Genomic DNA, 24,037 nt, shown 5'->3' on the forward strand with positions numbered 1-24,037 from the left:
AATTGCGGAACGCCTCATTTTATCCGTCCGGCGGGCGGCGCCGCGCGCTCAGCGCCCCGCCCACTGCGGCCATTGGAAGAAACAGGCGCCCTGCTCGGCCCCGTCCGCGTGGGCGCGGGCCACGCCGAACAGGTCCCGGCCGATCCCCTGCGCGGACGCCTCCGGGTCGAAACCCGCCGGCTCGCGCGCCAGCCAGGCCGCGTCTTCCCGCACTTCCAGCGTGCCGGCAACGGCGTCCAGCCGCACGAGATCCCCGTCGCGCAGGCGCGCCAGCGGACCGCCCGCGCAGGCCTCGGGCGTGACGTGGATCGCGGCGGGCACCTTGCCCGAGGCGCCCGACATCCGGCCGTCGGTGACCAGGGCCACCCGATGGCCCCGGGCCTGCAGCACGGACAGCGCGGGCGTCAACTGGTGCAGTTCGGGCATGCCGTTGGCGCGCGGTCCCTGGAAGCGCAGCACCGCCACCAGGTCGCGCTCCAGCTCGCCGCGCCCGAAGGCCTGGAGCAGCGCCGCCTGGCTCTCGAAGATCCGCGCGGGGGCCTCGACCACGCGGTGCTCGGGCGCGACGGCGGACACCTTGATCACCGCGCGCCCCAGGTTGCCGCGCAGCAGCTTCAATCCGCCGTCCGGGCTGAAGGGAGCGTCCGCCCCGCGCAGCACCGACTCGTCCGCCGAGGCGCGCGGGCCTTCTTCCCAGACCAGGGCGCCGTCGCGCAGCGCCGGGCGGCGCGTATAGGCCTCCAGCCCCCGGCCCATGATGGTGGTCACATCGTCATGCACCAGCCCGGCCTCGCGCAGGGCGCGGATCAGGAAGGCCATGCCGCCCGCCGCCTGGAACTGGTTCACGTCCGCCCCGCCGTTCGGATAAACGCGCGCCAGCAGCGGCACCACCGCCGACAGCTCGGAAAAATCGTCCCAGTCGATGGCGATGCCCGCCGCGCGGGCGACGGCCACCAGGTGCAAGGTGTGGTTGGTGGAGCCGCCGGTGGCCAGCAGGCCGACGATGCCGTTGACCAGCGCGCGCTCGTCGACGACCTCGGCCACCGGCGTGAAGCGCCCGCCTCCGGCGGCCAGCCCGAGCGCGTGGCGCGCGGCCTCGTGCGTCAGGGCCTCGCGCAGGGCGGTGCCCGGCGGCACGAAGGACGCCCCCGGCAGGTGCAAGCCCATGATTTCCATCAGCATCTGGTTGGAATTGGCCGTGCCGTAGAAGGTGCAGGTGCCGGGCGCGTGATAGGCGGCCATTTCCGAGGCCAGCAGGGCGTCGCGGCCCACCTCTCCCCGCGCATGGAGCTGCCGCACCCGGGATTTCTCTTCGTTGGAGAGGCCCGAAGGCATCGGCCCCGCCGGCACGAAAACCACCGGCAGGTGGCCGAAGCTGAGCGCGCCGATCAGCATGCCCGGCACGATCTTGTCGCACACCCCCAGGCAGACCGCCGCGTCGAACATCTGGTGGCTGAGCGCGATCGCCGTGGCCATAGCGATCACGTCGCGGGAAAACAGGCTGAGTTCCATGCCCGCCTGGCCCTGGGTGATGCCGTCGCACATGGCGGGCACCCCGCCCGCGAACTGGGCGCTGCCGCCGGCAGCGAACGCGGCCTGGCGGATCCAGGCCGGATAGCGGCCCAGCGGCTGGTGCGCCGACAGCATGTCGTTGTAGGCCGATACGATGGCCAGGTTGGGCCGTTCGGAGCCCGCCAGGCGCGCCTTGGCGGCATCGGGCTCGGCCGCCAGGGCGTGGGCCAGGTTGGCGCACGCCAGCCCGGCGCGCCGCGTCTTCGTCCCGTAGGCGGCGCGGCTGCGCGCCAGATAGCGTTCGCGCGTGGCGCGGCTGCGGGCGGCGATGCGCTCGGTCACGGACCGGACGACGGGATGAAGGATCACGACAGCCTCCGAAGGACGGGAGTGGACAGGGCTTCAGTATAGGCTGATTTTTTATTGAAACTACATTTTTTATGCATATAAGCAATCTTTATGATTTATATGTAATTTGATTACTTATACCGCCGGATCCGACCGGATTCGATAGGCATGGAATGGTCCGCAGGGACCATTCCATGTCCGATCTCATCCCGCCTTTATACTGGTGCCCTCATGAATACATCCATCCTGCCCGAGCTGCGCGCCCGTCTGCCCAGGCTGAGCCGCGCCGCCGCCCGCGTCGCGCGCCTGGCCATCGCCCATCCCGGCGACGTCGCGCGCATGACCATCGGCGAGATCGCCCGGGCGGCCGAAGTCAGCGAGCCCACGGTCATCCGCTTCTGCCGCGCGCTGGGCCACGCGGGATGGCCCGATTTCAAGGTCCGGCTGGCCGCCAGCCTCATGGCCGGGGTGCCCTACGTGCATTCCTCGCTGCGGCCCGACGAAAGCGTGGCCGGCCTGACCGGCAAGGTCTTCGACAACGCCGTCTCGGCACTGCTGCGCGTGCGCGACGCGCTCGACCCCGCCGCGGTCGAATCGGCCATCGACCTGCTGGCGCGGGCCCGCCGCATCGAGTTCTACGGCGTGGGCAATTCCGGCATCGTCGCCGCCGACGCACAGCACAAGTTCTTCCGCTACGACCTGGCGGTCGCCGCCTATTCCGACAGCCACGTCCAGGCCATGGCGGCCTCGCTGCTGGGCCCGGCCGACGCGCTGGTCGCCATCTCGCACTCGGGCCGCTCGCGCGAACTGCTCGAAGCGGTCGGCCTGGCGCGAGCCAACGGCTGCCCCCTCATCGCCGTCACCGCCTCCGGCACGCCCCTGGCCGAACTGGCGACGCTGCACCTGCGCGCCGACACCCAGGAAGACACCGCGCTCTACAGCCCCATGCTCTCGCGGCTGGCGCACCTGGCGATCATCGACGTGCTGGCCCTGGGCGTGGCCCTGCGGCGCGGCGACCAGGCCAGCCGGGTGCTGGAAAAGACCAAGAAAAGCCTGATCGGCAAACGCCGGCCGTAACTCCCGAACACCTCATGGATTCCTCGAGCACCCCCTTGTCCCTGCCCTCGATCGGCCCCACCCTGGCCGCCCTGCGGCCCGGCCAGCGCTACGCCCAGCCGCGCCCGCCGGGCTCCGGCGACGCCCTGCTGCTGGCCGCCCTGGCCCGCGAGGCCCGGCACCCCCTGGCCGCCTTCTGCGCCGACCCGCTGGCCGCCCGGCGCCTGGCCGACGAGATCGCCCTGTTCGACCCGGACCTGCGCGTGCGCTTCCTGCCCGACTGGGAAACTCTGCCCTATGACAGCTTTTCCCCGCACCAGGACCTGATCTCCGAACGCCTGCGCACCCTGCACGCCCTGAGCCAGGGCGCCGTGGACATCCTGGTGGTGCCGGTCACCACCGCCCTGGTCCGGCTGGCCCCGCCCGCCTTCCTGGCGGCCTACACCTTCCATTTCCGCCAGGGCGACGCCCTGGACGAAGAACGCCTGCGCACCCAGCTGACCCTGGCCAACTACAGCCACGTCACCCAGGTCGGCGCGCCCGGCGAGTTCTGCATCCGCGGCGGCCTGATCGACCTGTTCCCCATGGGGTCGGCCCTGCCCTACCGCATCGACCTGTTCGACCGCGAGATCGAGTCCATTCGCAGTTTCGACGGCGACACCCAGCGCAGCCTGTACCCGGTGCGCGAGATCGAACTGCTCCCGGGCCGCGAATTCCCCATGGACGAGGCCGCGCGCAACCGCTTCCGCGCGCGCTTCCGCGAAGTCTTCGAGGGCGATCCGTCGCGCGCCCTGCCCTACAAGGACATCGGCAACGGCATCGCCTTCGCCGGCATCGAATACTACCTGCCGCTGTTCTTCGAGCAGACGGCCACGCTGTTCGACTACCTGCCGCCCGACACCATCGCCATCACGCTGGGCGACGCCCCGGCGGCCATCGCACGGTTCTCCCAGGACGCGCGCAACCGCTGGCAGTTCCTGAAGTCCGACCCGGAACGCCCGGTCCTGCCGCCCGACACCCTGTTCCTGGACGACGAGGCCTTCCACGCCCGCCTGCGCGGCCTGGCCCGCCTGGCGCTGACCGACGAAGGCGCGCATCCGGACTTCGCCCCCTGCCCGCCCGCGGCCGTCAACCGCCGCGCCGACGACCCCCTGGCCGACCTGCGCCGCCACCTGGCCGCGACCCCGCTGCGCACGGCCCTGTGCGTGGACTCCGCCGGCCGGCGCGAGACCATCGCCGAACTGCTGGCCGACTACCATCTGAAGCCCGACGCCATCTTCGATACTTGGCAAGACTGCGTGCGGGGAGATGAGCGATTTTCCCTGGTCGTCGCACCGCTGACAGGCGGCTTCCAGGCGCCGCCCGCCGGGCTGGCGGTGCTGACGGAAAACGACCTCTATCCCGCCCAGGCCGGCCGCCCCGCGCGCACGCGCCGCCGCCACGAACAGAGCAGCGACGTCGACGCCATGGTGCGCGACCTGGCCGAGCTCCACGTGGGCGACCCGGTGGTGCACGTGCAGCACGGCATCGGCCGCTACCGCGGCCTGGTCAGCATGGACCTGGGCGAAGGCCCCATCGAGCTGCTGCACCTGGAATACGCCCGCGACGCCACCCTGTACGTCCCGGTCTCGCAGCTGCACCTGATCGCCCGCTACAGCGGCGCCGATCCGGACCAGGCGCCGCTGCACCCGCTGGGTTCCGGCCAGTGGGAAAAGGCCCGCCGCAAGGCCGCCCGCCAGGCGCGCGACACGGCCGCCGAACTGCTGGCCCTGTACGCCCGGCGCGCCGCCCGCGAAGGTCTGCGCTTCAAGTTCCCCGCCCGCGACTACCAGGCCTTCGCCGAAGGCTTCGGCTTCGAGGAAACCCCCGACCAGGCCGCCGCCATCACGGCGGTGATCCAGGACATGACCTCCGGACGCCCCATGGACCGCCTGGTCTGCGGCGACGTGGGCTTCGGCAAGACAGAGGTCGCCCTGCGCGCCGCCTTCCTGGCCGTCATGAACGGCCGCCAGGTGGCGCTGCTGTGTCCCACCACCCTGCTGGCCGAGCAGCACGCCCAGAACTTCGCCACCCGCTTCGCCGACTGGCCGGTGCGCATCGCCGAACTCTCGCGCTTCCGCACGAGCAAGGAAACGGCCAAGGCCATCGCCGGCCTGGCCGAAGGCTCGGTGGACATCGTCATCGGCACGCACAAGATCCTCTCCAAGGACGTACGCTACAAGCACCTGGGCCTGGTCATCATCGACGAGGAGCACCGCTTCGGCGTGCGCCAGAAGGAGGCCCTGAAGGCCCTGCGCGCCGAGGTCGACGTGCTGACCCTGACCGCCACGCCCATCCCGCGCACCCTGGGCATGTCCCTGGAAGGCATCCGCGACTTCTCCGTCATCGCCACCGCGCCCCAGAAGCGCCTGGCGATCAAGACCTTCGTGCGCCGCGAGGACGGCAGCACCATCCGCGAGGCCATCCTGCGCGAGCTCAAGCGCGGCGGCCAGGTCTACTTCCTGCACAACGAGGTCGAGACCATCCACAACCGCCGCGCGCGGCTGGAGGAACTCGTCCCCGAGGCCCGCATCGCCGTCGCCCACGGCCAGATGGCCGAGCGCGAGCTGGAAGAGGTCATGAAGGGCTTTTACCAGCAGCGCTTCAACGTGCTGCTGTGCACCACCATCATCGAGACCGGCATCGACGTGCCCTCGGCCAACACCATCCTCATCCACCGCGCCGACAAGCTCGGCCTGGCGCAGCTGCACCAGCTGCGCGGCCGGGTGGGCCGGTCCCACCACCAGGCCTACGCCTACCTGCTGACCCCGGGCGAGGACGCCATGACCGCCAACGCCAAGAAGCGCCTGGAGGCCATCCAGTCCATGGAAGAGCTGGGCGCCGGCTTCTTCCTCGCCATGCACGACCTGGAGATCCGCGGCAGCGGCGAAGTGCTGGGCGAATCGCAGTCCGGCAACATCCAGGAGATCGGCTACAGCCTGTACAACGACATGCTGGCCGCCGCCGTGCGCGCCCTGAAGTCCGGCGAGGAGCCCGACCTGGAATCGCCCTTCGGCAGCCAGTGCGAGGTCAACCTGCACGCCCCGGCGCTGCTGCCCTCCGACTACTGCGCCGACGTACAGGCCCGGCTGGGCCTGTACAAGCGCCTGGCGCACGCCGCCGACGCCGACGCGCTCACCCTGCTGCAGGAAGAGCTGATCGACCGCTACGGCAAGCTGCCCGAGGCCGGCCAGACCCTGCTGTCGCTGCACCGCCTGCGGCTGCTGGCCGAACCGCTGGGCGTAATCAAGATCGATGCCGGCGAGACCCAGGCCTCGATCCAGTTCTCCGCCCAGCCCAACGTGGATCCGATCCGCATCATCGAGCTGGTGCAGCAGGACCGGCAGGTCCGCCTGAACGGCCCCGACCGCCTGAAGATCACCTTCGGCGGCACCGTGGACGTACCCGGCCGCGTGCAGAAACTGCGCGGCTTGCTGCAAAGGCTGGCGGGCGCGGCGGCGTAGGCGTGCGCCGGGATTTCTCCGCCCATCCAGGATTTCCCCAGCGGACAAAACGTGTGCCATCGGCATCCCATTCAGCATGCGCCGGGTCATGCTGTCGGTTTGGTATCTCGTCTTCTATCCAAACCGCTTGGGTTTATATATACTATGGCAACCATCCTGCGATTCGACGGCTGGCGCGTCGTGATCTACGCCAATGATCACCGCCCGCCCCACGTCCATGTGATCGGCAACGACGCGGAAGCCGTCTTCCGACTGAACTGCCCGCACGGGCCGCCTGAACCGGTCCGAATCGCAGGGTTGGCGCACCATGCGCTGACGCAAATACGCAAACGACTGGAATCGCACACCCATCTGCTGTGCCTGCACTGGAGCATGATCCATGACGACACCTGATGCCCTCCCCGCGCCTCCTCCGGACGACGATCCCATCCCGGACACCGGCTACGCCGAAGCCGCGCACTACGACCCCGCTTCGCGGCGGATCGTCATCACGCTGCGCCACGGCCTCGAGCTGGCCATCCCGGTCCATCTGCTGCAAGGACTGGCGGACGCGCCGCCGGCTTCCCTGGACAGGATCGACATCAGCCCCGAAGGCACCGGACTGCACTGGCCGGATCTGGACGTGGATTTATATGTGCCCGCCCTGATCCAGGGGCTGTTCGGCACGCGCCGCTGGATGGCGAGCCTGCTGGGCCAAGCCGGCGGACGGGCTCGCTCCGAAGCCAAGACCCGGGCCGCACGCGCCAACGGTCTCAAGGGCGGGCGACCACGCAAGCGGCCGGATGGCGGCTGAGATCACGTACCGCCAGCTCGAAAGACAGGCGCACCGCCGCCAGGCTCGCCGATCTGACAATTTACTTAACATTTGAACTGATAATTATTATTGTTTAGAATTTGCCTCTCATTCATGGTGGAGCTACAAGGCACGCCTGATCCAGAGAGGGGAAATTCGCGCGAAGCCTGCGGCGGGTCCAGAACACCCGTGGGGCGTTCACACCCTTTCCGCTCCCTTCATCGTCCACCGGCCAGGAAAGACATGCGGAACTCCATTCATACCCCCAAGAAAACCTGGGCGGCGCTCGCCGCGACCGGGTGCCTCGCGCTGGCATCGGCCCCCGGCCATGCGCAGAACACCGAGACGAACACGGGCACCGCCGGCACCACGGCGGCACCCGCCGGTACGGACGGCCAGCCCGTCAAGGAGCTCGGCGCCGTCACCGTGACCGGCTCCGTCGGCGACCTGCAGAGCCTGGACTTCTATGCGCCCAATTCCAGCGCCGTGATCAGCGCCAAGGACATCGAGGCCCAAGGCGCGCGCAAGCTCGACGAAGCCCTGCAGTACCAGGCGGGCATCCTCAGCGAACCCTTCGGCGCGGACAACAAGGTTGAATGGTTCAAGATCCGCGGCTTCGACGCCTCCACCTCGCTGGACGGCACGCCGACGACCCCGAACGGATTCTTCGTCTGGAAGCCCGAAATCTTCGGCGTCGAACAGGTCGAAGTGCTGAAAGGCCCGAGCGCCCTGGAATTCGGCGCATCCGATACAGGCGGCGTGGTCAATCTGGTCACCAAGCGGCCCCACAAGGAAAAATCCCTGCTGATGAACGCCGAGGCGGGCCATCGCGGCCGTCTGGGCCTGGGCATCGACTACAACGGGATCGCCAACGACGAGGGCAACGTGTACTACCGCATCGTCGCGCAGGCCCGCCGCGCGGACGGCACGCAGCGGGACACGGACATGAAGAGCTATTATCTGGCGCCCAGCCTGACGATGGACTTCAGCGACCACACCTCCCTGACGCTGCTGACCAGCATCCAGCGCGAGGACGGCCGCCCGACCAACGGATTCCTGCCGGCCTACGGCACCCTCATCGACACCCCCTACGGCAAGATCGACCGGCGCCTGAACGCGGGCGAGCCCGGCTTCGACCACCTGAAACGCACCCAGGCGAGCGCCGGCTGGCTGTTCAGCCACAAGTTCAACCCCGACTGGACCTTCACGCAGAACTACAAGTTCTCGTACCTGGACCTCGACCAGCGCAACGTGTTCGCCTACGGCTCCGACGGCAACCGCGAACTGCTGCGCGGCTATTCGCTCACCGACGGCAGCACCCGCAACCACTACATCGATCACCGCATCAAGGGCCGCGTGCGCCTGGGCGACTCGGTGGAGATCCTGCCCATCTTCGGCGTCGACTACCTGAAGTCCAGCACCTCCGGCCGCAACAACGGCTTCGGGGGAGCTCCAACCCTGGACATGTTCGATCCAGTCTACGGTCAGCCCTTCGCAGTCACCGCGACACCCTACGACCTGAGCTCCAACCAATTGGGCCTGTACGCCTCCGCCCAGGCACGCGTCGGATCGCGCTGGAACTTTAATGCCGGCATCCGCCACGACCGCGCCAGAAGCGACGGCACGATCGCCGGCACGACCTCCGGCTACGACATCAGCCACAACAGCGTGAACGTCGGCGCCATGTACATCAGCGACTACGGCGTTTCGCCCTACGTCAGCTATTCCGAGTCCTTCAAGCCCATCGTCGGCGTCGATGGCTATGGCCGTACCTATCAACCCTACATCGGCAAACAGAAGGAAGTCGGGGTCAAGTTCGAGCCGGACTGGCTGAACGGCACGCTGACGCTGGCCTATTTCGACATCGAGGAAAAGAACGCCCTGATCGCGGACGCGTCCAACATCCAGGTGCAAGGCGGCAAGCGCACCAACAAGGGCGTGGAACTGCAAGGCGACTTCCGGATCACGCCACGCACCGGCGTGAAAGTCACCTATACCTACAGCCATGCCCGTCAGGACATCGGTGAAGCACAAACGATCCGCGCTCCTCTGATCCCCCGCCACCAGGCCAGCCTTTGGGTCGATCATCGATTCGACCTGCCCAATAGCGGCGCGCTGACGGTTGCCGCTGGCGTGCGCTACAACGGCTCGACCGAAGATCAACACTATTACCCAGGCGATATCATCCCCAGCTACACCCTATTCGACCTGATGGCGCGCTACCAGATCGACCGCAACTGGGCCGTGCAGCTGAACGCGCGCAACCTGACCGACAAGACCTACGTCAGCGGCTGCGACTTCTACTGCTACTACGGCGGCGAACGCACCATCGACATGCAGCTGCAATACCAATGGCACTGAGTTCAATGGCGCTGAATCAATGACCCTGACCCCGGATCCATCCCGGGACGCCGCCTGCCCTGGACAGTCCGCCTGGACTGTCCAGGGCATTTTCACGGTCGCCTTCCTGGGCATCGCCGCCGGCCTGCAGATGGCCGACGTCGGCCTGCAGGCCGTGTCCCTGTCCGCCATCCAGAAAAGCTTCGGCGTCGGCGATGCGGCCCTGGGCGCACTGCAGGGCCTGGCGGGCATCCTGATCGCCAGCGCGCTGGCGATCCCGCTGGCGCGCTTCGCGGACCGCTACTCGCGCAAACGGGTGCTGCTGTGCCTGATCGCGGCCTCATCCGCCCTGATGGGGCTGAGCGCCATCGCGCACACGTTTCCGCTCTTCTTCATCGGCCGTTCGGCCGCGGGCATCACCGAATTCGCCATGGTCCCGCTGGTCTACTCCATGATTCCCGACCTGGCGCCGGAACGGCACCGGGTGGCGGCCAATCTCGGCTTCGCGGCCCTGATGGCGGCCGGGGCGAGCGGCGGCTTCTATTTCAGCGGCGCCATCCTGTCCACGGCGGACACGCTGTTCGCCTGGCACGCGGAACCCTGGCGCAAGGCCTTCCTGCTGCTGGGCACGGCCGGCCTGCCCCTGCTGCTGCTCGGCGCCCTGACGGCCGATCCCGTCCGGCACCTCGGCGCGGACGACCGCGCGGCCCATGGATCGCTGCGGGCCTTCCTGCGGCTGCGCTGGCGGGCCGTCGGCCTGTTCGTCGGCACGGCCGGCTGCCTGATCACCGCGGTGCAGGCGCTCAACCAGCTGATCGCGCTGTCGCTGGAGCGCCGCTTCGACGCCGCCCCCGGCGACATCGGCCACGCCATGGGGCTGATCATCCTGGTCACGAGCATCGGCTGCCTGCCGGTGGCCGGGCTGCTGGACCGCGCCCTGGCCCGGCGCATCGGCCAGGCGGCGCGCCCCCTGATCATGGGCGCGTCGGTGCTCATCGCCATGCCGGTGCTCCTGCTGCTGACGGCCATGCGCACGCTCGATCACGCCTTCATCGCCGTGGGACTGTTCCTGTTCATGACCTGCACGGCCAACGCCCTGGTGCCCACCATGCTGCAGGACCTGGCGCCCGCGTCCCTCAGGGCGCGCTGCTTCGCCCTCTGGAGCTTCATCGTCTCGCTGTTCGGCGCCGCGGGTCCGCTGCTGGCCGGCACGTTCTCGGACCGGCTGTTCGAAAAGCACCTGCTGAACGCCGTCGCCGCCGTCGCCGTGCCGGCGCTGACCGTATCGGCCGCCTGCGCCCTGCGATCCGTCCTGCGGACGCTCAGGGAACGGCGGCTGGCGGCGGAAAGCCCCGCCTAGGAGCACCCCGCCCCATCCGGCGGCACCGGCACACCCACGCACTGGCAGGCGAAGGCCCAGAACAGCGCCGCCTGCTCGAATGCCCGGTCCCGGTCGTCGCTGCCCTGGTGGCCGCTGTCCGGGTCCAGGACCAGGATCGCCGGCCGGTCGCCCGTTCCCCGATGGCGGATGTTCGCCACCAGTTTGGCCGGTTCCCAGTAAGGCACGCGGTCGTCCTTCAATCCGGCCGTGCACAGCAGGGGCGGATAGGCGACCCGTCTCACGTTCTCGTAAGGCGAGATCGCTGCGATCCAGTCGTAGGCCTCGGGGTCGGCCAGGGGGTCGCCCCAGTCCGGACGCAGCAGCGGCACCAGCGGGTGGTCGGCGTCGCTCATGGTGTTGAGCATGTCGACGAAAGGCACCTGGGCGATCACGCCCGCCCAGAGCTCCGGCGCGCTATTCATCGCGCCGCACACCAGCAGCCCACCGGCCGACACGCCGTGGGCCACGATCCGGCCGGGTTCCGCATGGCCGGTCTCCACCAGATGGCGCGCGCACGCGATGAAATCGGTCATGGAATTGCGCTTGCGCCCGCGGCATCCGTCCTGGTACCAGCGCGCGCCCTTCTCGGATCCGCCGCGCACGTGCGCGATGGCGTACCGGAACCCGGCATCGACCAGCACGGCCGCCGGCCAGGAGAAATCCGGTTCCCGGGCGATGCCGTAGGCGCCGTAGCCCGTCAGCAGCAGGGGCCGGGGCCCCTTCGCATCCTTGCGGGACAGCACGGTAACGGGAACCATTGCCCCGTCGGGCGCCCGCGCCTCCAGGCGCTCGACGCGGTACGCGCCGGGATCGAAACCGCGCGGATCGGCTCGTCCCGCCACATGCCGCCGGCCGCTCGCCAGGTCCACGTCCACCCAGCGCGGCGGGCTGGCCGGCGTCTGGTGCGTGATGCGCACCCGCCTTGCGCCATATGGCTGGGAAGCGGCAAGCTCGATGCAATAGGCGGGCTCGTCGAAACCGATCCGGGTTTCCCGCCCGTCGGCATGCGTCAGCACGAGACGATGCAGGCCCTGCGCGCGCTCCAGCCGGACCAGCGCCTCGGCGAAGGGCCGGACCGCGATGATGGGCACGCCAGCGCGGTGGGGCACCAGTTCGTCCCGGACCGTGAAGCTGACGGGATCGAGGCGCAGCAGCTTGCGGTCGATCGCCCCGTCCGCATCGGTCAGCATCAGCAGGGCGCCATTCCACTCATCCACTTCATAGCGCACGCCCCGCCGGCGCGGCCGCACCGTCCGGGGCGGATCCGTCTCGGCACCGGCGGGGATCAGGCGGACCTCGCCGGTATCCGGACCGGCCAGCGTCAGCGTCACGAAACGATCGGCGGCCGTGCGCGCCACCCGCATGAAGATTGCGGAATCGCGCTCCTCGTGGACCAGCACCGGCTCGCCGCCCTCGACCGGAGAACGGTACAGGCGGGTCGGACGGCTGTGCTCGTCGCGCCAGATCCAGAACAAATGACGGGACGAGGGCGAAAAGGTGAAGCCGCCATAGCCGAACGCATCGGACGCCACCAGGATGCGGATGGCGCCGCTGTCGATGTCGAGCAGGCAGATCCGGTGGCGGTCGTCGCCGATCACGTCTTCCGCCCAGGCGAAATAGCGGCCGTCCGGGCTGGGCTGATGGTCCGTGGCGCGATAGTAGGCATGGCCCTCGGCGCGCACGGCCTCGTCGAGCAGGCGCTGGGTCCGCCCGTCCGCGCCGGTGCGGGAAAAGACGCGGTGCGAACCGCCCTCGGGCAGTCCGGCGTGGTAGCGCCAGCCCCCGGATGCTCCGGCCGCCGGCTCGCGGACATCCGGAGCGCCTGCCGCCAGGCGTTCGCGGAACCACCGCGCGGCGGGCTCCAGGGGACCCAGGAGGTCCCGCGCATACCGCGTCTCGGCATCCAGGTGCCCGCGCAGCCGCGGCGGCAGATTGTCCAGCGTGCGCGTGCCGGACGGAGGGATGAACCGCATCCAGGCGTAGGCATCGACGCGCGCGCGTCCGAGCTGCCTGATTTCATGGGGTTCGCGGGGCGCGATGGGGGGAGTGATCACGGGCCAGGGAGTGGCCAAACCGTGTGATGGGACAGAGGGCATGATCTGAAGACTGAATCTCGCCGGGCGGCCCGGCATGGCAGGGGCATCGGCCCGCCATTCGGCCCGCGCAACCCACCCTGAACCGTATCATTCTTTCATAATTCCTACACAATTTGAACTACGAACAATTCTTGTTTAGAATTCCATCCCTAATTGAGAATGATTTTCATGACATTTATCATTTCAGGGAGAATTTGCGTGGAAGACACTCTAGAGTCCCGGACGGGCAAGCTGGCCGGCGGCCTGGCCACGGCGCTGGCCACCCCCGGCCTGTTCCTGCTGCCGCAAGCCGCCGCCCAGGCCCAGAACACGGACCCGGCCCAGCTCAGCCCCATCAAGGTCCAGGGCGAACGGCCCGCGCCCTTCCTGGTCAATGAGTCGGCCTCGCCCAAGTTCACCGCCCCCGTCCTGGACACGGCCAAATCCCTGCAGATCATCCCGAAAGAACTGATCCAGAGCCAGGCTGCCACCACACTGACCGACGTGCTGCGCAATTCCCCGGGCATCACCTTCGGTGCCGGCGAAGGCGGCAATCCCCTGGGCGACCGCCCCTTCATCCGCGGCTACGACGCCCAGTCCAGCACCTTCGTCGACGGCATGCGCGACATCGGCGCGACTTCCCGCGAGGTCTTCAACCTGGAACAGGTCGAAGTCATCAAGGGCGCGGACGGCGCCTACGCGGGCCGCGGCGGCGCGGGCGGCAGCATCGACCTGATCAGCAAGACCGCCAAACTGCGCGACTTCACCGACGTGTCGGCCGGATTCGGCACCGCCAAGTATTTCCGCCAGACCGTGGACAGCAACTGGCAGCTGGGCGAATCCACCGCCTTTCGCCTGAACGCCATGAACCACAGCCAGGACGTGGACGGCCGGGATGCCGTGGACTACAAGCGCTGGGGCGTGGCGCCGACCATCTCCTTCGGGCTGGGCACACCCACCCGCGTGACGCTGAGCTATTTCCACATGGAATCGGACGACACTCCGGACGGTGGAATTCCGTACACGATTTCACCCAAGGGTTCCAACGATCCGGATTTCCATCGCAGCCCGATCACCAGCGTGGATCGCGACAACTTCTATGGTCTGGACAGCGACTACCGCCGCACGCGCAACGACATGGGCACGCTGCTGGTCGAACACGACTTCACGGACCACCTGACCCTGCGCAACCGCACCCGCTATACACGCAGCACGCAACGGTATGTCTGGACGCAGCCGGACGACAGCCAGGGCAATGTGAACAAGGGCATGGTCTGGCGCCGCACCAATACGCGCGACAGCCGCATCAGTACCTGGGCCAACCAGACGGAACTGCAGGGTGAATTCCAGACCGGGCAGTTAAAGCATCGTTTCCTGACAGGGCTCGAACTGTCGGTGGAAGACGCACGTTCGGACAGCCTGAACGTGGACCGTGGCAACAGCAAGTGCCCCGCCGGCATCGGCGCGGCCGGAAACTACACCTGCACCAGCCTCTATGACCCGAACCCCAGCGATCCCTGGGTCAATCCGCTGAATGGCGGCCCCAAGGGCGCACCTACCTACACCCGCACCCTGACCAAGTCGATCTACGGCTTCGATACGATCGAGTTCAACGAGCATTGGCAAACGACGCTGGGGCTGCGCGTGGATGACTACGCCACGCATCGGGACCCCACCGGTGGAGATCGCGTCGACCGCCACGACACCCTGTTCAACTATCAACTCGGCCTGGTCTACAAGCCGGCCCCCAACGGTAGTATTTACGTGTCCTACGGCACCTCGTCGACACCGGCCGGCGCCACCATGGGCGAAGGCAGCGAAACGCAGGGCCTGACGCCGGGACGTGGCGGCGTAGGCCCGAACGCCGCCGATCTGGCGCCGGAAAAGAACCGCACCATGGAAGTGGGCACCAAATGGGACTTTCTGGATGGGCGCCTGGGCCTGACCGCCGCCGTGTTCCGCGTCGAGACGACCAATGCGCGCATTACCCTGCCCGACAACACCTACGCCATGGCGGGCGACAAGCGCGTGGACGGCTTTGAACTGGGTGCGTCCGGCAACATCACGCCGGAATGGCAGGTCTATGCGGGCTATACCTACCTGAAGAGCCGTATCGGCGACAGCGGCAAGAACAGCACGTACGAAGGCAATGTCTTCCCCAATACGCCGAAAAGCAGCTTCAGCCTGTGGAACACCTACGCCTTCACGCCGCAATTCACGGCCGGTGTCGGCGCCTACTATGTGGACAAGCAGTACGGCAACGAGGCCAACACCATCAGCATTCCGTCCTACTGGCGTTTCGATGCCATGGCCAGCTACAAGTTCAACAAGACCGTCGACCTGCAGATCAACGTGAACAACCTGTTCAACAAGACCTACTACGACAAGGCCTATCCGTCTCATTATGCGTCCATCGCTCCGGGACGCTCGGCCGTCGCCACGGTGAACCTACACTTCTGACCGTGAGCAGCCTCGCATCACCCGCACAGGCACCCGGGGCGGGCCATCCGCCCCGGCCCCCGGCCCCGGCCGGGGCGCCGTCTCCGGCGGACGCCTCATCGCACGCACAGGCCGAAGGCGCACCGCCTTCGGCCTGTGTGCTGGACAGCCACGCCATCAATCGGACCTCTCCCGAGGCCCTGGCCGCCAGCCTGCAGCGCATCCTGGCCGGTCCGCCCGAACAGGCGGCCGCTACGCTGCGCGCCGCCGCCGAGGGCGGTGTCGTGCAGGCGCAGCTGGTCTACGGCCAATGGCTGCTGGACGGCCGGGGCGTCGCCTGCGACCCGGCCCAGGCTGTCCAGTGGTTCCACCACGCCGCCCGCGAAGGCGAACCGATGGCCCTGAACATGCTGGGCCAGTGCCACGCCCATGGCTGGGGCATGCCGGCCAATCCCCTGCTGGCCGCGTACTGGTTCCGTCTGGCGGCCCAGGGCGGCCTGGACTGGGGCATGTACAACTACGCCACCGCGCTGGCTCTGGGCCAAGGGGTGGAGCGGGACCACGCCACCGCCCTGGACTGGTTCCGCAAGGCCGCCGCGCTGGGCCACGCCAAATCCAGCAACATGATCGGCGGTTTCTACGAGGACGGCTGGGTCGTGGAGCGGGACGAGGACGCCGCCCTGGAGCACTATCTGCGGGCCGCCGCGGGCGGCGACTTCAGGGGGAGGTTCAACGCCGCCCGGCTGCTCATCGCGTGCGGCCGGCTGGACGAGGCCATGCCCTGGCTGGACCGGGTCCCGGAAACCGCCACCCCGGCCTTTCTGCGCAAAGCCGCCACTTGGCTGCGATCCTGGATCGAACCCGAAGACCGGACCGCGCCGGCACCCGCTCCCGAAACCGCCGATTCGATCCGGCGCCTGATCCGGATCTACGAGCAGCATCCGGGCACGCCTCCGCCCGGAGCGGAGATCGCCGGCCTGCGGGCCTGACTTTTGCCGCCCGCGCCGAACACCCGACCCGAACACCGTCATGCTGATTTCCATCCCCGACCTGCTGACCCCCGACGAAGTGCGGCAATGCCGCGCCGCCCTGGAGGCCGCGCCGTGGACGGACGGCCGCCGGACGGCGGGCCATGTCGCGGCCCACATCAAGGCTAATCGCCAACTGGCCCTGGACGACCCCATGGCCCGGCGGATCGGCGAACGCATCGTCCAGGCGCTAAGCCGGCACCCCGTCTTCCAGTCCGCCGCCCTGCCCGCCCGCATCCTGCCGCCGCGCTTCAATCGCTACGAAGGCGGCGAGCACTACGGTTTCCACATCGACAACGCCATCTTCCAGGTGCCCGGCGAACCGGAACGCATCCGCACCGACGTGTCCACCACGGTATTCTTCAGCGACCCGGACGAATACGAGGGCGGCGAACTGGTCATCCAGGACACCTACGGCGAACAGCGCATCAAGCTGCCCGCCGGCCACGCCGTGATCTACCCCGGCACCAGCCTGCACCGCGTCACCCCCGTCACCCGGGGCGTGCGCTACGGCTCGTTCTTCTGGACCCAGAGCCTGGTGCGCGACGACGGCCGCCGTGCCCTGCTGCTGCAACAGGACGTCGCCATCCAGCGCCTGATCCAGGCCGGCGCCGACCCCGAAACCATCGCCCAGCTCACCGGCGTCTATCACAACCTGCTGCGCATGTGGTCGGAGCTGTAGAGCAACACGCCGCTACATGACCTTCGTAGTTCCCCGCACGGACATTTCCGTGCCGACGGCGCGCATGCGCCAACGGGGACGGGCATACTAACTTCGCTCACGCCAATTCAGAGCGAAGACCCAGCCTCTTGGCCCACCTCCAGCCCACGCCATGCCGCAGTTGACGCGGCATGATCTGTCACATCTATGCTTTTGATAGATACTATTTTTTGGTATCATTTAAATGAAAAGCAGACATCGCAAGACATTAGCGCTCATCTTCTCCAAGCCCACCCCAGCCGGTGTGAAATGGGCCAACGCCTGCGCACCGCTGACCGAGTTGGGTGCCGACCTGACCGAACGCGAAGGGTCCCGCGTCGCGATCTTCTTGTACGGGCAAGTGAAGGTCATGCACCGGCCGCACCCCTCTCGAGACATGGACAAGGGCGCCATCGCCTCACTACGGCGCTGGCTCGAAGAGCACGGAGTACAGCCATGAAGAACATCATGACGATCAACGGCCATCACGCCGTCATCAACTACGATCCCGACCTGGAAATGTTCCGGGGAGAATTTATCGGGCTCAATGGCGGCGCTGACTTCTATGCCAGCGACATCGTCGGATTGCGGCACGAAGGCGAGCAATCGCTCGAGATATTCCTGGAAGAATGCCGTCGGCGCGGAATCGAGCCGCGAAAGCGCTTCTCGGGCCGGTTCGTGCTCCGGCTCCCGGCCGATACACACGAAGCCGCAACCCTGGCGGCAGCCGCGCATGGAGAAAGCCTGAATCAATGGGTCGCCAGAATACTGGGCAGCGCACTGAATCGCCCCCCAAGCAAACCGACCCGGACCTCGCTGCTGGACGCCTAATGCCGCAACCTGAACCAGTTCAGCACCGCGTCCAGCGGACTGTGGTCCAGGGCGAAGCGCGCCTGCGCGCGCACCACGGGCTTGGCCCGGTAGGCCACTGAATAGAACGCCTGCGCCATCATCGGCAGGTCGTTGGACCCGTCCCCCAGCACGATGATCTGTTCCGGCGCCGCGCCCGTCGCTTCGGCCAGCGCGCGCACGTGACGCGCCTTGCCCGCACCGTCGACGATGTCGCCCAGCACCCGGCCCGTCAGCACGCCGTCCTCGACCTCCAGGGTGTTCGCGTGGGCCTCGTCCAGCGCCAGCCCCCGGCGCAGGCGCTCGGTGAAGAAGGTGAAGCCCCCGGACACCAGGATCGTCTTCAGGCCATGCGCGCGCGCGACCTCGATCAGGCGCTCGGCGCCCGGGTTCAGCCGCAGGCGTTCGGTGAAGACCCGCTCCAGCGCGGTTTCCGGCACGCCGCGCAGCAGGGCCACGCGGCGGCGCAGGCTCTCGGAGAAATCCTTGATCTCGCCGCGCATGGACGCCTCGGTGATGGCGGCGACCTCGGCCTTGCGACCCACCGCGTCGGCGATCTCGTCGATGCACTCGATGTTGACCAGGGTGGAATCCATGTCCATGGCCAGCACCCGGCAGTCCGCCAGGCGATGCACCGTGTCCAGCCAGGCCGCGTCCATGCGCGCGGCGGCGGCCTGGGCCAGGGCCTCGTCCCGGCAGTCCGGATCCACGTCCAGCAGGCGCACGGCAGTCGGTCCCAGTTCCTGGACCCCGCCCGCGCAGGCCACGGCCGCGAGCCGTTCGATATCCGCCGCCATCAGGCGCGGGGCCTGCAGGATGATGTGTGCCATGTGGAAAGTCCTCGGGATTCAGCGCGGCCATTTTACCGTCTGCCGGCGGCCCGCCTCGCGCCCGCCCGACGCGCGGGGACGCGGGGACGCGGGCGGCGCCGTTGCGCGCCCCGTCCCGGCGACTCTGTGGCATCCTTCGTTTTTCACTCCACGATCCGGAACCGCCCATGACCGCCCCCCTCTGCGCCCAGGACTACGCCGATCTGGCCCGCGCGCGCCTGGACCCGGCGACCTGGGCCTGGCTGGAATCCGGCGGCGCGGACGAGCTCACGGCCCGGGCCAATCTCGACGCCTGGCCGGCCCTGCGGCTGCGCGGCCGCGCGCTGCGGCCGCTGGCCGGCGCCCATACCCGCCTGGAACTGGGCGGCCAGGCCCTGGCGCACCCGATCCTGATCGCCCCCACCGCCTGGCACGGCCTGGTCCACCAGGACGGCGAGACCGCCACCGCCCTGGCCGCCGCCGCCACCGGCACGCCCTACGTCCTGAGCGCCCAGTCGGGCACGGCCATCGAGACCCTGGCCACCCTGCCCGAGCCGCCCCTGCTGTGGTTCCAGCTCTACGCCCAGGCCCGCCGCGGGGACACCCTGGCCCTGGCGGCCCGCGCCCTGCGGGCCGGCGCCCGCGTCCTGGTGCTGACCGTGGACGCGCCCGTCAACGGCGTGCGCAACGCCGAGCAGCGCGGCGGCTTCCGCGTGCCGGACACGATCCGCTCCGTCCACCTGGAAGGCCTGTCGCCACCCGCCGCCCGGCCCGCGCCCGCGGGCGGCAGCCCCCTGTTCGGCAGCGGCCTGCTGGAATCCGCGCCGACATGGGACGACGTGGCCTGGCTGCGGGAAAACCTGCCCGCCGGCACCTCCCTGTGGCTCAAGGGCATCCTGGATCCGGAGGACGCGCGCCTGGCCCTGGCGCACGGCATCGACGGCCTGATCGTGTCCAACCATGGGGGCCGCTGCCTGGACACCCTGCCGTCCACCTGCGAGGCCCTGCCGGCCGTGGCGCGGGCCGTGGCGGGCCGCATCCCCATCCTGGCCGACGGCGGCATCCGGCGCGGCACGGACATCCTCAAGGCGCTGGCGCTGGGCGCCCGGGGCGTGCTGATCGGCCGACCCGTGCTGCACGCCCTGGCGGCGGGCGGCGCGCCCGCCCTGGCGCACCTGATCCAGGTGCTGCGCGGGGAACTGGAAGTGGCGATGGCCCTGACGGGCTGCCGCACGCTGGCCGATGTGGACGCGGGCGTGCTCTATTGAAACCTAAAAGGCATAGCGCAGTCCGCCGTTGATCGAAGCGCCGCCGACCCCATTGCCCCCGATCTCGTGCCGGTACGCGACGCTGGCATGGAACGACAGCCTGTCCGAGGTCTTCGCATCGATCCCGAGCCGGCCTTCGAGCGACGTGCCGTAGTGGCCGAGCTGGAAAGCGTCGCCCAGGAAAATCCTGCCGCCGCCGCTCAAGCCATGCAGCACGTCCGCCTTGGCATACGCGGTGACGAGGCCGCCGCGGCCGGCCGCGAAATCGCGCGACAGCCGGGCCCCGAGACGGCCGGTCCACTGGTCCTGATTACCGAGATCGACCACGAAGCCATCGACATCGGATTGGCGATCGAACATCAGCCGCTGGTAGACGAGCTGCGCCTGCGGTTCGAGCACGAAGCCGCCGCCCAGCCGGACCGGATAGCCGGCCTCGAGCGAAGCGGCGAGGCTCGTACCCTTCAGGCTCGCGGTGCGCCCGCGCAGGCTGGTCGAGACGTCGCCGTCGAAAGCGCCCGCCGAGACGATGCCATCGACATACCCTCCGCCGGCATGCAGCCAGGTCGCATAGGCGGCCACCGACCAGGTATCGAAATCCCCCGACCCCGCGCCCTGGACATGCTTCGGGCGGTAGGACAGCGAGCCGATCGTGCCGGCGATGCCGAAGCGCGCGATGCCGGCGTCGTTCCCGAAAGCGAACAGGTTGCCGCCCATCTGCGCGGCGGAATAATCGAAGTCCGCATCGTAGCCATAGTCGGCCGCGCCGCGGTTCGATGAATAATCGTGCCGGCCGCCGTAGGCCCGCAGGAAGAACTCGCCAGTGTCCGCGCCGCTCCCGGCCGGGGCGCCCCGGCGGATCTCTCCCAGGCGGCTGTGCAGGTTAGAGACATCCTGCAGGCCGGCATCGAACAACGCCGTCGGCGCAACGATGTAGGCCGGCACCTGCGGCGCGACCTCCCGGGTGTGCTCGCCCGTGAAGGCGCTTTGCAGGCGATAGTCCCAGTAGGGCGAGGTGCCCGCCACCAGCCGCTGGCCGTCATCGGCGGCCCCGTGCTCCGAACCGGGCCCGTAGGCGTAGAGCCTGTACTGGTAGGGCATGCCGTCCAGGGCGACGTAATCGCCGCGCAGCCGGAACGACGTGGCGGTGGCGTTGCCGGCCACCTGGATCAGGGAGATGCCCTCGTCGGCGCGGTTGCCGCCGTCGGGGGACGTCGCGCCGCCCGGGCTGCCGGCCACGCCGTTCACCTCGACCTGGGTCGTGCCGGCCACATCGCCATTGATCAGCAGGCGGTCGGTCCGCTGGTTGGACAATGCGCCGCCCTCGTTGAGCCAGGTGTTCATCCGCAACGTCGCGCCGTTGGCGATGTATTGCGCCGTGCCGCCCGTGTTCCCGCCGCCTACCGTCAGGGTCTGGAAGGCGCCGGCCGCGGGCCCGGCGAAGGCGATGGCGCTGTGATCGACCGTCAGGTTCGACACCGCCGATTCCACCGACCCGTCCGCCGCCGCGGTCAGGGTCCACAGCGTGCCGTTGCGCAATTCGACGTCGGACCGCGACACCGCATCGACACGCGCCCCGCCGGTGAGCCTGGAGGCATCGGCCCTCATCCTGAAGAAGGCCGGGTTGACGACGGAGCCCCCTTCGGCGACATCGAACAGGGTCCCGTTGCCGGAAATCGTCGTGCCCGCCAGGGTCAGCGTATTGTCGGCGCCGCGCGCGGAGATCGCCGGCGCATCGGCGGCCCGGAGCACGCCGCCGGCGACGTCGATGGTATTGACCTGGCCCGCGTTGCCGAGCAGAACCAGCAGGCGGCCGCCCGCCCCGCTCGTCGTCGCATCGACGTTCTCGAGCGTGATGCCGCCGCCGTAGCTGGCGACGACGGCATACCCATCGGTACCGTGGGTCTCGATGGTGCCGTTGCGCATCGAAATCGTGGAACCGCCATAGGTGCGCAAACCGAAAGCCGATTGGCCGAGGGTCTTGACGCCGACCCCATCGAGAGCGATCGACGATCTCGGCATCGACGTCATGATGGCGGTAGCGCCATCGCCCGTCGTCTCGACGGCGCCATTCGTCAGGGAGATCCTGCCGCCCTGGTCCGCATACAGGCCGAAGGCGACATCGGTTTCGACCCGGGTATTGGTCAGGTCGACACTCGCCACCATGGCGCTGGAAGTGGCGGTGGCATAGACGCCATGGGCATTCAGGCCGGAGGTCTTGATGGCGAGCCGATCCCCCTTCACCACCGCCGCGCCGCCGGATGACGAGCCCGCGGCCCAGATGCCCGAGGCATAGGTTCCGCGCGTGGTGATGGTGCCGTTTTCCAGGTACGTGGTGCTGCCTACGTTGGCATTGACGCCATAGGCGCTGGCTCCGGTCGTATCGAGCGAGAAATTCTTGAGGTCGACATATCCCTGCAGATTGTGCACCGCCGTGCCCACCGAGTTGATCGCCACGCCATCGGCATGGATCTTTCCGCCCGATTGGGCGCTGACACCGAGCCCGGACGACGTGAGGGTCGAACCACCCAGGAAATTGATGGTGCCATTGTCGTATGCGAGCACTGTCTGGAAAGAGGTGCCGCTGCTGACCATGGCGACGCCATCCAGCGTCACCTGGCCGCCGCCGTGGGCGTAGACGGCCTGCCGCGAGGCATTGATCGTCCCGCCCACCATGCCGATCTCGCTGCCGGCGCCCTGGGCGCGCAATCCGTTGGCGCCGGAAACCGTGGTATCGCCGCCGAGGTGGATCTTTCCGCCGGACATGGCATGGACCGGAGTGCCGGAATCGTACCCGCCATCGGTGATGTCCAGGTTTGCGCCGGTGATCGTGCTGCCACCGCTCGCAAAGACGGCCGAGCCGGACGGCAGGTTCGACACGGAGGAAAAACTGCCGCTGCTGGCGGACGAGCTGCCGCCATCGGTCTTCGACAACTGGGCGGAAAGGGCCGGGCCCGACAGCAGAAGGATTCCGGCCGGCACGGAAGCGGAAAGAAGGAGTTTGTCTTTTAGTTTCATCGGGCTCTCGCGGGAAACGCGGATCCCGGAGGCTGCGATCCGCAAGGAACCGCGATGCGCAGGCCGGGTCCGGCACCCATGAGAGGCTAGGCGATGGATTCGACGTATTCGATAGGAGGATTCCGATTCGGCGGGTCCGGCCGACATGGATCAAGCGCTTGCCGGCATCGGGATACGGCGCCCCGCCGGCGGGCCGTCCATGAAAAAAAAGCCGGCAACCCTTTCGGGCGCCGGCGATTCAACAGGACGGTCCGGAGCGGTTCGCGCGTGGGCGCGCCCCGCGCGCCGGGCCCGATCGGGCGATGTGACTCAGGCGATCAGCGCGGATGGCGGCGCAGCATGTAGCGCCAGACGAAGCCGGGATAGCCCAGCACCAGGAACAGGGCCAGGGTCACGGCATAGAATTCCCAGCGCTGCGGAAAGGCGTTGCCCAGGTTCAGTTCCAGGGCGAAGCCCAGCGTGCCGACCAGCACGTAGCCCACCAGGACTTCCAGCAGGCGGTCGAAGAAGGACTTGACGCCCGCGCCGCGCGGCCGGGCGCCCGAATGGCGCGCCGCGGCGGCGCCAGCCGCCGCGTTTTCGGACGAGTCCGCCGCCGTCCGGCGCCAGCCCGGCAGCGCCAGCAGCAGGCCGGCCACCAGCAGGCTCGCCAGCAGTTTCAGGAGGAACAGCCCCGTCGTCGCGCCTCCGCCGGCGAAGGCTCCGCCCACCAGTTTCAGCGTGCCCCAGGACCACAGGGCCAGCCCCGCCAGGAAGGCCAGGCCCAGGCCCCAGCGCGCCAGGCCGGGCAGCGTGCCGCCCGGCGCCCAGGGCCAGGGGGCCAGCCGCCGCTCCAGCAGGAACGGCAGGTTGGCCATGACCAGGGCGCAGAAGATGACGATCCAGACCGCCGCCGTCAGGGACATGAAGACGGGCGCCCGT

The 24,037-nt window shown here is 68.7% G+C and carries 17 protein-coding genes; 12 read left to right on the forward strand and 5 right to left on the reverse strand.

Annotation, left to right across the window (positions count from 1 at the left end; genetic code table 11):
* Positions 1–48 precede the first annotated feature (48 nt).
* On the reverse strand, positions 49–1,881 hold the full coding sequence (gene edd / locus ACFO27_RS01890) for a phosphogluconate dehydratase (protein WP_465251348.1): 1,833 nt from the start codon (positions 1,879–1,881) through the stop codon (positions 49–51).
* 222 nt (positions 1,882–2,103) lie between these two features.
* On the opposite strand from edd, the gene ACFO27_RS01895 reads away from it, so the two are divergent.
* From ACFO27_RS01895 to ACFO27_RS01920, 6 genes are all read left to right on the forward strand, one after another.
* Entirely contained in the window at positions 2,104–2,937 is an 834-nt protein-coding gene (locus ACFO27_RS01895; RefSeq protein WP_376816380.1) for an SIS domain-containing protein, read from the forward strand.
* 14 nt (positions 2,938–2,951) lie between these two features.
* Positions 2,952–6,419, forward strand: coding sequence for a transcription-repair coupling factor (mfd, locus tag ACFO27_RS01900; RefSeq protein WP_376815761.1), 3,468 nt, complete (start codon positions 2,952–2,954; stop codon positions 6,417–6,419).
* A gap of 144 nt (positions 6,420–6,563) precedes the next feature.
* A complete protein-coding gene (locus ACFO27_RS01905) occupies positions 6,564–6,812 on the forward strand; it encodes a DUF4160 domain-containing protein (protein ID WP_376815762.1) in 249 nt (82 codons plus the stop codon).
* Positions 6,799–7,212, forward strand: coding sequence for a DUF2442 domain-containing protein (locus ACFO27_RS01910; protein WP_323025500.1), 414 nt, complete (start codon positions 6,799–6,801; stop codon positions 7,210–7,212). Before ACFO27_RS01905 ends, ACFO27_RS01910 begins: the two co-directional genes overlap by 14 nt.
* 243 nt (positions 7,213–7,455) lie before the next feature.
* Positions 7,456–9,573: a TonB-dependent siderophore receptor gene (locus ACFO27_RS01915; protein ID WP_376815763.1), complete on the forward strand. Its 2,118-nt coding sequence runs from the start codon at positions 7,456–7,458 to the stop codon at positions 9,571–9,573.
* Positions 9,574–9,592: 19 nt separating this feature from the next.
* Positions 9,593–10,912, forward strand: coding sequence for an MFS transporter (locus tag ACFO27_RS01920; protein WP_376815764.1), 1,320 nt, complete (start codon positions 9,593–9,595; stop codon positions 10,910–10,912).
* Here the strand turns inward: ACFO27_RS01920 and ACFO27_RS01925 are convergent.
* Positions 10,909–12,987, reverse strand: a complete 2,079-nt coding sequence (locus ACFO27_RS01925) for a S9 family peptidase (protein ID WP_376815765.1) — start codon at positions 12,985–12,987, stop codon at positions 10,909–10,911. The genes ACFO27_RS01920 and ACFO27_RS01925 overlap by 4 nt on opposite strands.
* 240 nt (positions 12,988–13,227) lie before the next feature.
* Here ACFO27_RS01925 and ACFO27_RS01930 point away from each other — a divergent pair, with 240 nt between their 5' ends.
* The 5 genes from ACFO27_RS01930 (at position 13,228) to ACFO27_RS01950 (ending at position 18,006) form a co-directional block, all read left to right on the forward strand.
* Positions 13,228–15,468, forward strand: a complete 2,241-nt coding sequence (locus ACFO27_RS01930; protein WP_376815766.1) for a TonB-dependent receptor — start codon at positions 13,228–13,230, stop codon at positions 15,466–15,468.
* A 155-nt stretch (positions 15,469–15,623) separates the two neighbouring features.
* Entirely contained in the window at positions 15,624–16,436 is an 813-nt protein-coding gene (locus tag ACFO27_RS01935) for a tetratricopeptide repeat protein (protein ID WP_376816381.1), read from the forward strand.
* A 40-nt stretch (positions 16,437–16,476) separates the two neighbouring features.
* Positions 16,477–17,157, forward strand: coding sequence for a Fe2+-dependent dioxygenase (locus tag ACFO27_RS01940; RefSeq protein WP_376815767.1), 681 nt, complete (start codon positions 16,477–16,479; stop codon positions 17,155–17,157).
* 223 nt (positions 17,158–17,380) lie between these two features.
* Entirely contained in the window at positions 17,381–17,635 is a 255-nt protein-coding gene (locus ACFO27_RS01945) for a type II toxin-antitoxin system HicA family toxin (protein WP_376815768.1), read from the forward strand.
* Positions 17,632–18,006, forward strand: coding sequence for a type II toxin-antitoxin system HicB family antitoxin (locus tag ACFO27_RS01950; RefSeq protein ID WP_376815769.1), 375 nt, complete (start codon positions 17,632–17,634; stop codon positions 18,004–18,006). Before ACFO27_RS01945 ends, ACFO27_RS01950 begins: the two co-directional genes overlap by 4 nt.
* Here the strand turns inward: ACFO27_RS01950 and serB are convergent.
* Entirely contained in the window at positions 18,003–18,854 is an 852-nt protein-coding gene (gene serB / locus ACFO27_RS01955) for a phosphoserine phosphatase SerB (RefSeq protein WP_376815770.1), read from the reverse strand. The two genes, ACFO27_RS01950 and serB, sit on opposite strands and share 4 nt — an antisense overlap.
* Before the next feature lie 167 nt (positions 18,855–19,021).
* Between serB and ACFO27_RS01960 the strand changes: the two genes are divergently transcribed.
* Entirely contained in the window at positions 19,022–20,101 is a 1,080-nt protein-coding gene (locus tag ACFO27_RS01960) for an alpha-hydroxy acid oxidase (RefSeq protein WP_376815771.1), read from the forward strand.
* A 3-nt stretch (positions 20,102–20,104) separates the two neighbouring features.
* Here the strand turns inward: ACFO27_RS01960 and ACFO27_RS01965 are convergent, their stop codons facing one another.
* Together ACFO27_RS01965 and ACFO27_RS01970 are read right to left on the reverse strand one after the other, a co-directional pair.
* Entirely contained in the window at positions 20,105–23,116 is a 3,012-nt protein-coding gene (locus ACFO27_RS01965) for an autotransporter family protein (RefSeq protein ID WP_376815772.1), read from the reverse strand.
* A 317-nt stretch (positions 23,117–23,433) separates the two neighbouring features.
* The gene (locus ACFO27_RS01970) at positions 23,434–24,021 is read right to left on the reverse strand and encodes a DUF2818 family protein (RefSeq protein ID WP_376815773.1); all 588 of its coding nucleotides are present in this window, start codon (positions 24,019–24,021) and stop codon (positions 23,434–23,436) included.
* Positions 24,022–24,037 lie beyond the last annotated feature (16 nt).

This window comes from Castellaniella denitrificans, assembly GCF_042653765.1.
Taxonomy (GTDB): domain Bacteria; phylum Pseudomonadota; class Gammaproteobacteria; order Burkholderiales; family Burkholderiaceae_B; genus Castellaniella; species Castellaniella denitrificans.